The sequence below is a fragment of the Nocardia sp. NPDC051981 genome (assembly GCF_040680715.1).
Taxonomy (GTDB): Bacteria; Actinomycetota; Actinomycetes; order Mycobacteriales; family Mycobacteriaceae; genus Nocardia.
Genome location: NZ_JBFAXK010000001.1, coordinates 157,063 through 169,375, shown reverse-complemented (window position 1 = coordinate 169,375; position 12,313 = coordinate 157,063). Strand labels below are relative to the sequence as shown.

Genomic DNA, 12,313 nt, shown 5'->3' with positions numbered 1-12,313 from the left:
CCGGATGCGCCGGTAAGTTCCCGCAGGCAGACACCACGCCGAGTGGGCTGTACCACCCGGTATCGTAAAGACAATCATGCTGATATTGGCTGTCGACACCGCGACCCCCGCCGTCACAGCGGGACTGGTGGAACTGGAACCGGCGCAACCCGGGTCGAACGCACCGCAGATCACCACGATCACCGCCAAGGTGACCGTGGACGCTCGCGCGCACAACGAGGTGCTGACCCCGCAGATCCTGGCCTGCCTCGCCGAATCCGGCCGCTCCCGTGCCGATATCGGCGCTGTCGTGGCCGGTGTCGGGCCCGGGCCGTTCACCGGACTGCGCGTCGGCATGGCCACCGCGGCCGCCTTCGGTGACGCGCTGGGCGTCCCGGTGTACGGGGTGTGCAGCCTGGACGCCATCGCCGCCGACACCGAGAGCTATCTGCGTGAGAGCGCCGACCCGATCGAGCTGCTGGTCGTCACCGACGCCCGCCGCCGCGAGGTGTACTGGGCGCGCTACCGCACCGCGGCCGGGGGCCGCACCCTGACGCGGTCCGAGGGACCCGAGGTGAGCAAGCCCGCCGATCTGGATCAGGCCGCCGCCACCGTGATCGCCGGATCCGCTTCGCACGTCGACTATTTCGATCTGCCGGTGCTGCCGGTCGAGACGCCGTCCCCGGCGGGCCTGGTGCGCTGCGCCGCCGCCGAGATCCTGGCCGGCGTCGTGCCCGCGCCGCTGGTGCCGCTGTACCTGCGCCGCCCCGATGCCGTCGAGAAGAGTTACGCGCAGGTGGGCCGATGACCATCCGCATCGAACCGATGCGGCCTGCCGACGTCACCCGCTGTGCCGAACTCGAGCAGGTGCTGTTCCCGGAGGACGATCCCTGGCACGAGGTTTCGTTCCTGTCGGAGCTGGCCGGACCGCACAACCGCTACATCACCGCGCGCGACACCGATGGCCGCATGATCGGCTACGCGGGCATCGCACTGCTCGGCACCGCCGAACATCCCGAGGCCGAGGTCCACACCATCGGCGTCGATCCCGCCGAGCACCGGCGCGGCATCGGCACCCTGCTGTTGGAGGCGCTGCTGCTGGAGGCCGGGCGCCGCGGCGGGCCGGTGTTCCTGGAGGTCCGCACCGACAACGCGCCCGCCATCACGCTCTACGAGAAGCACGGCTTCCACATCATCGGATTGCGCAAGAACTACTACCAGCCCAGCGGGGCCGACGCGTACACCATGCGGCGACCCGCCATGGCCGGCTTCCCGCAGGACGGATTCACCACCGACGCCGAGGTCTCGTCATGATCGTCATGGGTATCGAAAGCTCCTGCGACGAAACGGGAGTCGGCATCGTGCGCCGACTGCCCGACGGCAGCTGCGAACTGCTCGCCGACGAGGTCGCCTCCAGCGTGGACCAGCACGCCCGCTTCGGCGGCGTGGTGCCCGAGATCGCCTCCCGCGCACACCTCGAGGCCATCGTGCCCGCCATGCGCCGGGCGCTGGCCACGGCCGGGATCAGCAAGCCCGACGCCCTCGCCGTCACCATCGGCCCCGGTCTCGCGGGCGCGCTGCTGGTGGGCGTCGCGGCGGCGAAAGCCTATGCGGCGGCCTGGGATATCCCGTTCTACGCGCTCAATCACCTGGGCGGGCACGTGGCCGTGGACACCCTCGAACACGGTCCCATGCCCCCGGCGGTCGCGCTGCTGGTGTCCGGCGGGCACACCCACCTGCTGCAGGTCACCGATCTCGCCCACCCCATCACCGAATTGGGCAGCACGGTCGACGATGCCGCGGGCGAGGCCTTCGACAAGGTGGCCCGCCTGCTCGGCCTCGGCTACCCGGGCGGGCCGGTGCTGGATTCCATTGCCACCGAGGGCGATCCGAGCGCCATCGCCTTCCCGCGCGGCATGACCGGCCCCCGCGATCCGCGCTACGACTTCTCCTTCTCCGGGCTGAAGACCGCCGTCGCGCGCTATGTCGAAGCGGCGCAACGGGAAGGCCGCGTGCTGCCCATCCCGGATATCGCGGCGTCCTTCCAGGAGGCCGTGGCGGATGTGCTCACCATGAAGGCGGTGCGCGCGGTCCAGGACACCGGCGTCGGCACCCTGGTGCTGGGCGGCGGCGCGACCGCCAACTCCCGTATCAGGTCCATGGCCGAAGAACGCTGCACCGCAGCCGGTATCACCCTGCGTGTCCCCAAGCCGCGCCTGTGCACCGACAACGGCGTCATGATCGCCACCCTCGGCGCCCACGTGATCGCCGGCGGCGCAGAGCCTTCCGAACTCACCGTCGCCACCGACCCCGGCCTTCCAGTCTCCACCAGCCACCTGTAGACGCCGCCGGCAAAGGTCGTCGGCGGTTTGGCGAATGCCGTGGCGACAACCGATTTCGTGACGTTCGGGTTAACTCATCGGGTATGTCCGAACTCGGTTCGGCACCCAATCGCCGGCACGGGTACGTGACCGTCGACGGCTCTCAGCCGGCCGCTGAAGTCTCGGGGAGGCGGGGGGACTCGGCCGGCGGCAGCGAGGTGCCGAGCAGCGGCCCGAACAGGCGGGGGAGATCCGCGGGGAACGGGATCTGGGGTAGGTCGGGATCCGGGCGCAGCGGCGGCTGGGCGGTGCTACTGGGCGCGACGGGCGCGCCGCCGGCCGAACCGGTCAGGGGCGCCGGAGCCGCGGCCGTGGTGCGGCGCTGGGTAGTCGTGGCGCTGGTGGAGCCGCCCGAAGGACCCGGCGGCGTGGTCTGCGGGACCGGCTGCTGCGGGCCGGTCGTGGACGGCGAGTAATGGGTGTTCTGCGGCTCGGGCACCACGAATTCCTTGACCCCGTACCCGACGATCAGTCCGACCACCACGATCGCGCCCGCCAGCGTGCCCGCGAGCTTGGTGAAGGTGCCGATCGGCGCGTCCGAGCCCAGGCCGATCACCGGGAAGGTGCTGCTCGGCGTGGTCGAATCCGCCACCAGCGCCGCGCCTTTCGCGATCGCGGCCTCCGGCTCCGGCACGGTGACGACCGGCACGTCGAGCTCGCGCTCCAGCCCCACCACCATGATCGGCACATTGGCGCCGCCGCCGATCACGGCGACCGCCTCCGGGAACTTCGGGGCGCGCGCGAACACGGCACGGGAGAACACCGCCAGCTCGCGCAACAGGTCGGCGACGATCTCCTCGAAGTCCACCCGGGTCAGCTTGAGCGGCTGCCCGGCCACATGGTCGATGGTGACCGCCGGAACCACCGACAGGTGCTCCTTGGCGGCGCGGCTGCGGTTGAGCAGGATGCCTCGGTTGGGGCGGATGCCGCGGCGGGACAGGTGGCAGTCCAGCAGGTGTTGCAGGATCAGTTCGTCGATGGCGTTGCCGCTGATGGCGGTGGTGCGCTCGGTGCGCAGCACGGTGTCGTCGGCGTGGTCGGCCACGGTGACCGTGGTGCCGGTGGCCCCGATGTCGATGATTGCCACCGTGTTCCAGCGGTCCAGCAGTCCGGTGTGCCGCAGATAGGCCAGGGCCGCGGTGCTCTCCGGGATGAGCTGTACGCCGTGCCGCTGCCGGCCGATCGCCGAGCGGATGATCTGGGCCTGCTCCCGGTCCCGGTAGGCGACCGCGATGTCACCGGGCGGGGCCGAGTCGGGCTCGCGGTGGCCGTTGCCGCGGGCGATCGGATGGGCGCCGACCGGATGCACGCTGTCGCGCGGGATCTGGGTGGTCATCAATTCGATCGAGGAGGCCACCAGATCACCGACGTCGGAGTGGGCGGTATCGGCTGTCACGACGCGGTAGTCGAAGTTCTGGGCGCCGTTGGGCGCGGTGGCGACCGTCGCCGAGCACACCACCTCGCTCCCGGCGGAGATGCCGAGGGATGTTCGCATGTTCACCTCCCTTCGAGCGGATGGTCCGGGTGGAGACGACCATCTCGAACGGACTCCGGACGCGCCCTACGGGTAGCGGACGTCTCCGAGCTTCGGATCGCGGCGGGCCCTTGTCCGATAGGGCATCCGGACCTGCCACTGATCACTTGCGGTCTTGCTCTCTTCTCGAGCCCGCGCGCTGGGTTGCCGCGCGGTTAGCGGGGTGAAGCAGTTGTGAAACTCTCGACGGTGCACGTGGTGGGACCGAGTCGGTCTCGTCGCGTGGCCGACGTCAATGGTGTCACAATCCGTTATCCGAACGTTACAGATTTTCGGATTTCTTTGGAAGACCTCAGATTCCCGGGCCGTCGTGTCGGCGAGTCGCGTTGTCCAGCGGTGTTGCCGTGCTGTCCAGCGGCGTTACGGGTAACACCGGGCACCGAGTAGCAGTGCCCGGCCTTGAGCGCTGGCACTCCCGTGTATAGAGTGCTAGTTGGCACTGGGTTAGTGCTGAGGTGCCAGCTGATGACTACTGAGCAGGGGTCCCGGCACCCGCGACGACGGGGCTGATTGCGCAGGGTCACACACATGACCGAAACCGTGAGTCCGGGGAACAGCCCCGGACGCGACGAATCCCCTGAAAGTGGAGGGCTCAACGTGGCGAGCGTGAACATCAAGCCGCTCGAGGACAAGATCCTCGTCCAGGCCAACGAGGCCGAGACGACGACCGCCTCCGGCCTGGTCATCCCCGACACGGCGAAGGAGAAGCCCCAGGAGGGCACCGTCATCGCCGTGGGCCCGGGTCGCTGGGACGAGGACGGCGAGAAGCGGATTCCGCTGGACGTCAAGGAAGGCGACGTCGTCATCTACAGCAAGTACGGCGGCACCGAGATCAAGTACAACGGTGCGGAGTACCTGATCCTGTCGGCTCGCGACCTGCTGGCCGTCGTCACCAAGTAGGAACGCTCCAACTCTCGGGGCCTCTCAGGGGCTTCCCCCTGAAACCCCATCGAGAGACACCGCCCCGGAGTCGCAGCTGCCAATACAGCAACCGGCCCGGGGCGGAGTGCGTTCCGACCCAACTCATTTCAGGAGTAGGTACATGGCAAAGCAGATCGAGTTCGACGAGAAGGCTCGTCGGGCGATGGAGCGCGGCGTCGACAAGCTCGCCGACGCCGTCAAGGTCACCCTGGGCCCGCGCGGCCGGCACGTGGTGCTGGCCAAGGCGTTCGGCGGCCCGACCGTCACCAACGACGGCGTGACCATCGCTCGCGACATCGACCTCGAGGACCCGTTCGAGAACCTGGGCGCGCAGCTGGTCAAGAGCGTCGCCACCAAGACCAACGATGTCGCCGGCGACGGCACCACCACCGCCACCGTGCTGGCGCAGGCTCTCATCAAGGGCGGCCTGAAGAACATTGCCGCGGGCGCCAACCCGATGACCCTGGGCAAGGGCATGAACAAGGCCGCCGAGGCGGTCGCCGCCGCCCTGCACGCCGCCGCGACCCCGGTCAACGGCGAGAAGTCCATCGCGCAGGTCGCCACCGTGTCCTCGCGGGACGAGGAGATCGGCGCGCTGGTCGCCGAGGCGCTGACCAAGGTCGGCAAGGATGGCGTCGTCACCATCGAGGAGTCCTCGGGTCTGCAGACCGAGGTCGCCATCACCGAGGGCGTGCAGTTCGACAAGGGCTACCTGTCCCCGTACTTCGTCACCGACCCGGAGACCATGCAGGCGGTCTACGAGGACGTGTGGATCCTGCTGAACCGCGAGAAGATCAGCTCCCTGCCGGACCTGCTGCCGCTGCTGGAGAAGATCGCGGAGTCGGGCAAGCCGGTCGTCATCATCGCCGAGGACGTCGACGGCGAGGCGCTGTCCACCCTGGTGGTCAACGCGATCCGCAAGACCCTCAAGGTCGTCGCCGTGAAGGCCCCGTTCTTCGGTGACCGCCGCAAGGCGTTCCTCGACGACCTGGCCATCGTCACCGGCGGCACCGTGGTCAACCCGGACCTGGGCATCACCCTGCGTGAGGCCGGCCTGGACGTGCTGGGCAAGGCCCGCCGCGTGGTGGTCACCAAGGACGAGACCACCATCGTCGAGGGCGCCGGCGCGCAGTCCGACATCGACGGCCGAGTTGCCCAGCTGCGCAAGGAGATCGAGAACACCGACTCCGACTGGGACCGCGAGAAGCTGGAAGAGCGCCTGGCCAAGCTGGCCGGCGGCGTCGCCGTCATCAAGGTCGGCGCGGCCACCGAGACCGAGCTCAAGGAGCGCAAGTACCGCGTCGAGGACGCCGTCGCGTCCGCCAAGGCCGCGGTCGCCGAGGGCATCGTCCCCGGCGGTGGCACCGCCCTGGTGCAGGCCGCGTCCACGCTGAACGCCCTGCGCGACTCGCTCTCCGGTGACGAGGCGGTCGGCGTCGAGGTCGTGCGTCGGGCCCTGCTGTCGCCGCTGTTCTGGATCGCCAGCAACGCCGGCGTCGACGGCGCGGTCGTCGTGTCCAAGGTGTCCGATGGCAAGGACGGCTTCAACGCCGCCACCCTCACCTACGGCGACCTGGTCGCCGAGGGTGTCATCGACCCGGTGAAGGTGACCCGTTCCGCGGTGGAGAACGCCACCTCGGTGGCCCGCATGGTGCTCACCACGGAGTCCGCGATCGTCGACAAGCCGGTCGAAGAGCCCGCCGACGCGCACCACGGTCACGCCCACTGACCCAGCCCCGCTGACGTCAGCTCAGGCCCCCGGACAGCCCGCTGTCCGGGGGCCTCGCCGTTTCCGGACCCCAACCGCGCCACCCGACTTCCTCCGGCGCGATCCGGCCGTCGGCGCGACTGCGCCACGCCCGCACCGCCATGGTGACGCCCGCACGGCCATGGTCCTGCCCACTGTCATGGTGATGCCCGGGTTGCCGTGGCCTCGCCCCGACTGCATTGCGCCACTGTCATTTTCGGGCCTCCGCGCCCTGTCCACCGCGGCAGTGCCGGCCTCGTTCCGCGAAAGTTCCAATGCCCGAACCGAATCCGACCGCTGCGAGGGACCGGTCCGGGTATACGGGTCCGCAGTGGTTTTCGGATCCGCGCGGGAGTCAGCGCGCCGGGGAGTTCGTCAGTGTGGGCCCGGGGTAGGAGTCGGTCGGTGACGGCGTCAGCCAATTCGGGCCCAGTGGCCCGGAGACGGGCGGGAGCGGGACGGCGGGGGATGGGTCCCGGAGATCGCCCGAATGGGAGTCGGTGAAGGCATAGAGGCCCCCGATGGCGAGGGTGACAGCGGCCAGCCCCGCGAGGCCACGGCGGTAGGAGCGAATGAGGATGCTGAGGAGCCGCATACGAATCGGTCTTTACCGGCAAAGCATGCAGCCGAAACCGGTCAGGCGACCTGAATCGGCGGCATGCAAAGGGGCCTCGCGGGTGTGACGGGTTCTGGACCTCTTACTTCGGGAAATGAGCTCTCAGTCGTGGATCGGACTGGGGGAGCGGCCGTTCCCGTGGTGGAGACCGGGGTGGGAGCGGTGGATCGTGTTCGGCGGTGCCTGGTCTGTGGCTATCGCGGCGAGAAGGCGATCGCGGAGCGCGGGCGGTGGCGGTACGGCCACCGCGGACGCGGCCAGCATGATGGCTTCTCGGGTCTGCTGCACTTCCTGGGTGAAGGCGGCGCGCAGTACGGCGTCATCGGTATCCAAAAGGTCCGCCACTGCGCGCTGATCTTCGTCGCCGATCGATCCGAGCGCGACAGTGTGCGCGAGATCGATCTGGCTTTCTTTCATCTCACGTCACTCCCAAACTTTTCTTGAGTCGTGTCAATCCATCCCGTATACGGGACTTAACGGTCGGCAGCCCCACGCCCAGATGGGCTGCGACCTCGGCGTACGTGCGTCCGCCGAAGTACGCGAGGGAGATGGCTTCCCGCTGCGTCTCCGTCAACGTCGCCAGGCCGGCGAGCACCGCCTGCTGTTCCAGCCGACGCCCGACCTCCTCGGTGACTTCGTCGAATTCGTTGCCGAGGGTGCTGGTGCCGTACGCGACCTCGCGCAGGGCGTGCGCCTGCTCGGCCCGAACCCGGTCGACCGCGCGCCGATGGGCCAGTGTCATCAACCAGGTGACGGCCGAACCCTTGGACGGGTCGAAGTTGGCTGCCGTGCGCCAGATCTGGAGATAGACCTCCTGCGTGGTCTCCTCCGCATAGCCCGGATCATGTAGCACGCGTAGAACCAGGCCGAAGACTCGCGCGCTGGTACGGTCGTACAGCTCGGCGAACGCCTGCTGATCCGACTGCCCGCAACGCTCGAGGAGTGCGGCTAGTTCCAGACTTTCGGCTGCGCGCGCCGTCACCGCAGAGTCCACGCTGGGCGTCTCCGCCCCTCCGTCCCTCGAGCTCTGGAACGAGTTGCCCTCTGCGGCAGGCGGCCGCGCTGTCACAACGCTCCGTTCTGTGTCATCGGCCACGAGGGTAGCGTGCCGCTATAACCTCCTCTCGCGTGGGGGTATCGGCAAAGAGACTGTGGCAGAGTGGCTTTCAATTGCACCGAAACGTCGCATACATGACATTCGAGACATGACATGACGCCGGTCGTCGCCGACCCGCTCGAGCGGTGCCGGGTGTTTGCTAGACATTCGGCACGCCATCGCGGTCGGATGGGAGGAATCTCGAGCCCACCCGGTCGCCCGTCCTCAGCGATACCGCTGGTGAACACCAGTCACGCGAGTTTGCCTGGAGCGCAGAACGGGTAGGTCAGGCGACGATGCGCCGGCGGTTGCGGCGGGCGTGTAGCTCACGCTCGGTCTCGGACATGCCGCCCCAGATGCCGTAGGGCTCGCTGACCTTCAGCGCGTGCGACCGGCACTGCAGCAGCACCGGGCAGGACTTGCAGATCTCCTTGGCGCGTAGCTCGCGCTGGGCCCGGGCGCGGCCGCGTTCGCCGTCCGGGTGGAAGAACACCGCGGAGTCCTGGCCGCGGCAGGATCCGCGCATCTGCCAATCCCAGACATCGGCGTTCGGACCTGGGAGGTGGGTCGGCATAGGCATGGTGAACTCCTCATGGTGCGAGCTCGTCGGCATTGTCGAGCGGTGCTGGTGGCAAACAGGTGGCCGCATCGCCGTGGCCCGGCGATCGCACTTCGTCGGCTGCGCAATTCGACACGACGCCAACGACGGCGATGACGTACGTTAGGTCGGACAACGAATTCGAGTCAATAGCTTCATTCGACTCGAGCCGAATACGTGCACATTAGAGAATTAACATCCTCGCTATTTACAAGACCCCCTACCTGTGGTGATACTGATCGGTTGCCCAGTACCGTGACCAACCTGTGATAGCCCATCCGGCTGGTCGAAGTGCCTGGTAGCAGCGGCTTTTCGAGGGTCGATGCCTGTCGCTCGATCTATGCAAGAGTCTCGATCGGAGTGATCTCAGCCATTGGACATCTCGCGCTGAGTAGGGTAGAGATGGCCGATTCGCGGCCGTCAGGTTAATAGCGCGAAACGCTATACGAATTCCTTACGGGCGTGCTGGGCGATAGCGAGAACAGATTTACGGAGTGGAAACACAAAGGCGCTCGTGAATGCTGATCGATAGCTGGGAGCCTGTGGTATGGCGGCTGCCCTCACTTGCCCCGGCACTGGTTACAGTGCGGCTGTGCCTGTGCTCGAAGTGAACTCCGAACTCGCCGACGCCGCTTTCGGCGCCACGCCGGAACGTGCTGCCACCGGGTTGCCCGCGGCCGCCGATGCCGCCGAATCCTGGTTGCGAGCAGTCTCGCTCAGTGGAATCGGACACTACGCCGCCGCGCGCGCCGAGCTCGCCCGCGCCCGCCGCGCTACCACCGACCCCGCGCTGCTGTCACTCACCCACAGCACCGAGGCCTCGTTGCTGCGCCAGCTCGGCTGGCACGGCGCCGCCGCCGTCGCGGACGGCCGCGCGGCCGCCCTTGCCCTGCCCGCCGTCGCCGGCGATCTTGCGCCCGCGCCCGCGCCCGCCGCGACCCCGGCGGCAATCAGGCGCGCCGAAGCGGTTTGCGATGCGTTGACCGGACTCGCCGCCGATGCTCTCGGCACCCTCCGCCCGGCGCTTGCCGCCCGACTGCTGGATCGTTGCCGCAAACACCTCGACGTTCATCTGACCGATGCCCCGAGTGCGTGGCGCCCGCGTGTCCGGCTGCACTGGGTGGCTGCCGAGACGGCGCTGTCGGCCCCCGGCTCCGGTTTGATCTCCGTTCCCGCGGCCGAGCTCGCGGCCGGCGGTCGCCCGGCTCCGGCCGATCCCGCCCTGGCCCACGCCGAGGCCGCCCTCGCCCTCGCGGAAAACTCGCCCTCGCTGCGGCATCGAGTGAAATCCCGGCTACTTCTGGCCGCCGCCTGCGCCGCCGCGGGCGACCTCGACCGATCCCGGGCTCTCGCAACCGAAGTCGATCGCGCCTGCGCCGAACATGAGCTGCTGCCGCTGCGCTGGGCCTGCGCCATGCTGCGCTCCGGTGTCGAACCCGGAGGTGACGGCGCGATCGTGGCCGCCGAGTGCGCGCGGTTGCTGGAGGCTCGCGGCGGGCGATTGCGTTCGGCCAGCGGCCTTCTCGGCCATCCCTGAGTGGCCCCCGGGACTTCCCTGAGTCGTCCCGGAGAAGGACCCCGTAACGGCTGGCATGAATGCGCCAGCCGCTATTGTTGGACCGTTCCGCCCCCATCGGCGGAAGCACCGGCTCTCCCGCCGCCGTGCCACTCTCGAAAACGCCAGGAACAGCTCTGACGATGAACAACACGGGTGAGGAGTTGGATCCCGCAGTCGTCGCTGCCGCAGCGCAGGGCGACCGGGCGGCCCTTTCCCAGGTACTGGTGAGCATCCGCCCCCTCGTGGTGCGGTATTGCCGTGCGCGCATCGGATCGGCCGAACGTGGCCAGCTCTCCGCTGACGACGTCGCGCAGGAGGTTTGTCTGGCCGTCATGACCGCCCTCCCCAGGTACCAGGATCAGGGTCGGCCGTTCATGGCTTTCGTCTACGGCATCGCCTCGCACAAGGTCGCAGACGCCCACAGAAATTCCGCCCGTAACAAGGCGGACGCCATGGCCGAAGTACCGGATGTCATATCCACCGACCAGGGACCGGAGCAGCGAGCTCTCGAATCCGAAACGAGCCGGCAGATGAACGCTCTGCTGGCGACCTTGCCGGAAAAGCATCGAGAAATCCTGATCCTTCGCCTGGTCATGGGTCTGTCGGCTGAAGAAACTGCAGTCGCCGTGGGCAGTACGGCGGGTGCTATACGAGTCGCCCAGCACCGGGCACTCGCGAAACTCAAGTCTCAAGTGGCGAGGGCAGGTGAAATGTATGGCTAGGGATGGCGAGCGCGGTCGGGGCGACTGGAAGGCGCAACCTGGATCGCAGAACAGCGGTCCCTACGCCGAGGCGTCCGGTGATACCGGGCCGGTGGACATTGCCGCGGTGCGACGCGACGATGCACTGATCGACGCCATCTCCGGCGACGGCCCCGTGCAGACGGGTACTTCGGAGGAGTATCAGCTCGCCGCCTTGCTGGCGGACTGGCGCGCGGAGATCGTGGCCGAGCCGTTGCCGGCCGGACCGGACCTGGATGCCATTGTCGCCGCGGTCAATCAGGAGATCGGCGCACGGCAGGCCAGAATCGGCGCGTCGAATCGCGGGCGACTGAGGCTCGTCCGGCCCATCCTGGGTGCGGCGGCGGCCATGGCACTCGTCATCGGAGGTCTGACGGCGTTCTCCTACAACGCGAGTCCCGGCGATCCGCTCTGGCGGGTCAAGGAGGTCGTGTTCAGCGAACAGGCCCAATCAACGGTTGTCTCGCGGGCGGACAGTGATCTGGCGCAGGCGCAGCAGCTCATCGCGCAGGGCAAGGCCGACGAGGCCAAGCCGCTGATGGAGCGTGCCGCCGACAATGCCTCCCAGGTCAATGACTCCGGCAAGAAGGACAACCTGACCGACCGCTGGCAGCAGCTGTACGCGGTGCTGCAGCAGAAGGCGCCCGAGGTGGCCAGCGCGCTGGCGTCGATCGCCCCGACCAGCAGCACCACCAAGGTGCCGGTCCCGACGACCACGCCGAATCAGCCGGTGCCGCCGGTGAATCCGCCGACCAAGACCGATGGCGGCCCGTCGACGACCGTCGATTCGCGGCCGATCGAAACCGCGCCGAGCCCGAATCCGGGCACCGGAGGCGGAGTTTCGACGGTGCCGACCGTTCCGCCGGTGACCACCCTGCCGTCCCTGCCGCAGGAATCCGAATCGCCGGTGGTGCCGCCGTCCGGTGGCGGCGGGAACCCGACGTCGGCCGTGGTTCCGAGCGGAGGCAATACCGGAGGCGGTACGACGGGTGGCGGTACGACTGGTGGCCTGCAGCCGCCGCCGGTCGAAAAGCCCTCGCCCGTCGCGCCCATCCCGTCCACGATCGTGCTGCCGACCGGCGGCGGCCTGCTGCCGCCGGCTCCGTTGCCGGGGACGCACTAGGACACCCGCTTCACCCGATC

General features: G+C 68.5%; 13 protein-coding genes. 9 read left to right on the top strand and 4 right to left on the bottom strand.

Annotated features, from left to right (window positions below; genetic code table 11):
• The first annotated feature begins 76 nt into the window (after positions 1-76).
• The 3 genes from tsaB to tsaD are packed head-to-tail and all read left to right on the top strand — an operon-like array spanning position 77 to position 2,321.
• Complete coding sequence (tsaB, locus tag AB0L60_RS00790) at positions 77-787, top strand: tRNA (adenosine(37)-N6)-threonylcarbamoyltransferase complex dimerization subunit type 1 TsaB (protein ID WP_364605385.1); 711 nt, start codon at positions 77-79, stop codon at positions 785-787.
• Positions 784-1,293 (top strand): ribosomal protein S18-alanine N-acetyltransferase, encoded by a 510-nt coding sequence (gene rimI / locus AB0L60_RS00785; RefSeq protein WP_354830326.1) that lies wholly within the window; start codon positions 784-786, stop codon positions 1,291-1,293. Before tsaB ends, rimI begins: the two co-directional genes overlap by 4 nt.
• Entirely contained in the window at positions 1,290-2,321 is a 1,032-nt protein-coding gene (tsaD, locus tag AB0L60_RS00780) for a tRNA (adenosine(37)-N6)-threonylcarbamoyltransferase complex transferase subunit TsaD (RefSeq protein WP_364605382.1), read from the top strand. The genes rimI and tsaD overlap by 4 nt, the downstream gene beginning before the upstream one ends.
• 142 nt (positions 2,322-2,463) lie before the next feature.
• Here the strand turns inward: tsaD and AB0L60_RS00775 are convergent, their stop codons facing one another.
• Positions 2,464-3,855: an Hsp70 family protein gene (locus AB0L60_RS00775; protein WP_364605380.1), complete on the bottom strand. Its 1,392-nt coding sequence runs from the start codon at positions 3,853-3,855 to the stop codon at positions 2,464-2,466.
• Between the two features lie 636 nt (positions 3,856-4,491).
• Between AB0L60_RS00775 and groES the strand changes: the two genes are divergently transcribed.
• Both groES and groL read left to right on the top strand, forming a co-directional pair.
• Complete coding sequence (gene groES / locus AB0L60_RS00770) at positions 4,492-4,794, top strand: co-chaperone GroES (RefSeq protein ID WP_040855536.1); 303 nt, start codon at positions 4,492-4,494, stop codon at positions 4,792-4,794.
• Positions 4,795-4,936: 142 nt separating this feature from the next.
• Positions 4,937-6,544 (top strand): chaperonin GroEL, encoded by a 1,608-nt coding sequence (gene groL / locus AB0L60_RS00765; RefSeq protein WP_364605378.1) that lies wholly within the window; start codon positions 4,937-4,939, stop codon positions 6,542-6,544.
• A gap of 373 nt (positions 6,545-6,917) precedes the next feature.
• Here groL and AB0L60_RS00760 read toward each other — a convergent pair whose 3' ends face one another.
• Positions 6,918-7,157: a hypothetical protein gene (locus AB0L60_RS00760; RefSeq protein ID WP_364605376.1), complete on the bottom strand. Its 240-nt coding sequence runs from the start codon at positions 7,155-7,157 to the stop codon at positions 6,918-6,920.
• A gap of 159 nt (positions 7,158-7,316) precedes the next feature.
• Here AB0L60_RS00760 and AB0L60_RS00755 point away from each other — a divergent pair, with 159 nt between their 5' ends.
• Positions 7,317-7,622, top strand: a complete 306-nt coding sequence (locus tag AB0L60_RS00755) for a hypothetical protein (protein ID WP_364605374.1) — start codon at positions 7,317-7,319, stop codon at positions 7,620-7,622.
• Here AB0L60_RS00755 and AB0L60_RS00750 read toward each other — a convergent pair.
• Positions 7,597-8,172: a sigma-70 family RNA polymerase sigma factor gene (locus tag AB0L60_RS00750; RefSeq protein WP_364605372.1), complete on the bottom strand. Its 576-nt coding sequence runs from the start codon at positions 8,170-8,172 to the stop codon at positions 7,597-7,599. The two genes, AB0L60_RS00755 and AB0L60_RS00750, sit on opposite strands and share 26 nt — an antisense overlap.
• A gap of 388 nt (positions 8,173-8,560) precedes the next feature.
• Positions 8,561-8,854, bottom strand: coding sequence for a WhiB family transcriptional regulator (locus tag AB0L60_RS00745; protein ID WP_040855647.1), 294 nt, complete (start codon positions 8,852-8,854; stop codon positions 8,561-8,563).
• Positions 8,855-9,464: 610 nt separating this feature from the next.
• Between AB0L60_RS00745 and AB0L60_RS00740 the strand changes: the two genes are divergently transcribed.
• The 3 genes from AB0L60_RS00740 (at position 9,465) to AB0L60_RS00730 (ending at position 12,293) form a co-directional block, all read left to right on the top strand.
• A complete protein-coding gene (locus tag AB0L60_RS00740) occupies positions 9,465-10,409 on the top strand; it encodes a hypothetical protein (RefSeq protein ID WP_364605369.1) in 945 nt (314 codons plus the stop codon).
• 161 nt (positions 10,410-10,570) lie between these two features.
• Entirely contained in the window at positions 10,571-11,152 is a 582-nt protein-coding gene (locus AB0L60_RS00735; RefSeq protein WP_213557917.1) for a sigma-70 family RNA polymerase sigma factor, read from the top strand.
• Entirely contained in the window at positions 11,145-12,293 is a 1,149-nt protein-coding gene (locus AB0L60_RS00730; RefSeq protein ID WP_364605367.1) for an anti-sigma-D factor RsdA, read from the top strand. The genes AB0L60_RS00735 and AB0L60_RS00730 overlap by 8 nt, the downstream gene beginning before the upstream one ends.
• Positions 12,294-12,313: the final 20 nt, after the last annotated feature.

Bases quoted from the DNA above. Each gene is read 5' to 3' on its own strand.
- tsaD (WP_364605382.1), top strand. From the start codon at position 1,290: ATGATCGTCATGGGTATCGAAAGCTCCTGCGACGAAACGGGAGTCGGC.
- AB0L60_RS00760 (WP_364605376.1), bottom strand. From the start codon at position 7,157: ATGCGGCTCCTCAGCATCCTCATTCGCTCCTACCGCCGTGGCCTCGCG.
- AB0L60_RS00730 (WP_364605367.1), top strand. From the start codon at position 11,145: ATGGCTAGGGATGGCGAGCGCGGTCGGGGCGACTGGAAGGCGCAACCT.
- AB0L60_RS00745 (WP_040855647.1), bottom strand. From the start codon at position 8,854: ATGCCTATGCCGACCCACCTCCCAGGTCCGAACGCCGATGTCTGGGAT.
- tsaB (WP_364605385.1), top strand. From the start codon at position 77: ATGCTGATATTGGCTGTCGACACCGCGACCCCCGCCGTCACAGCGGGA.
- rimI (WP_354830326.1), top strand. From the start codon at position 784: ATGACCATCCGCATCGAACCGATGCGGCCTGCCGACGTCACCCGCTGT.
- AB0L60_RS00775 (WP_364605380.1), bottom strand. From the start codon at position 3,855: ATGCGAACATCCCTCGGCATCTCCGCCGGGAGCGAGGTGGTGTGCTCG.
- groL (WP_364605378.1), top strand. From the start codon at position 4,937: ATGGCAAAGCAGATCGAGTTCGACGAGAAGGCTCGTCGGGCGATGGAG.
- AB0L60_RS00735 (WP_213557917.1), top strand. From the start codon at position 10,571: ATGAACAACACGGGTGAGGAGTTGGATCCCGCAGTCGTCGCTGCCGCA.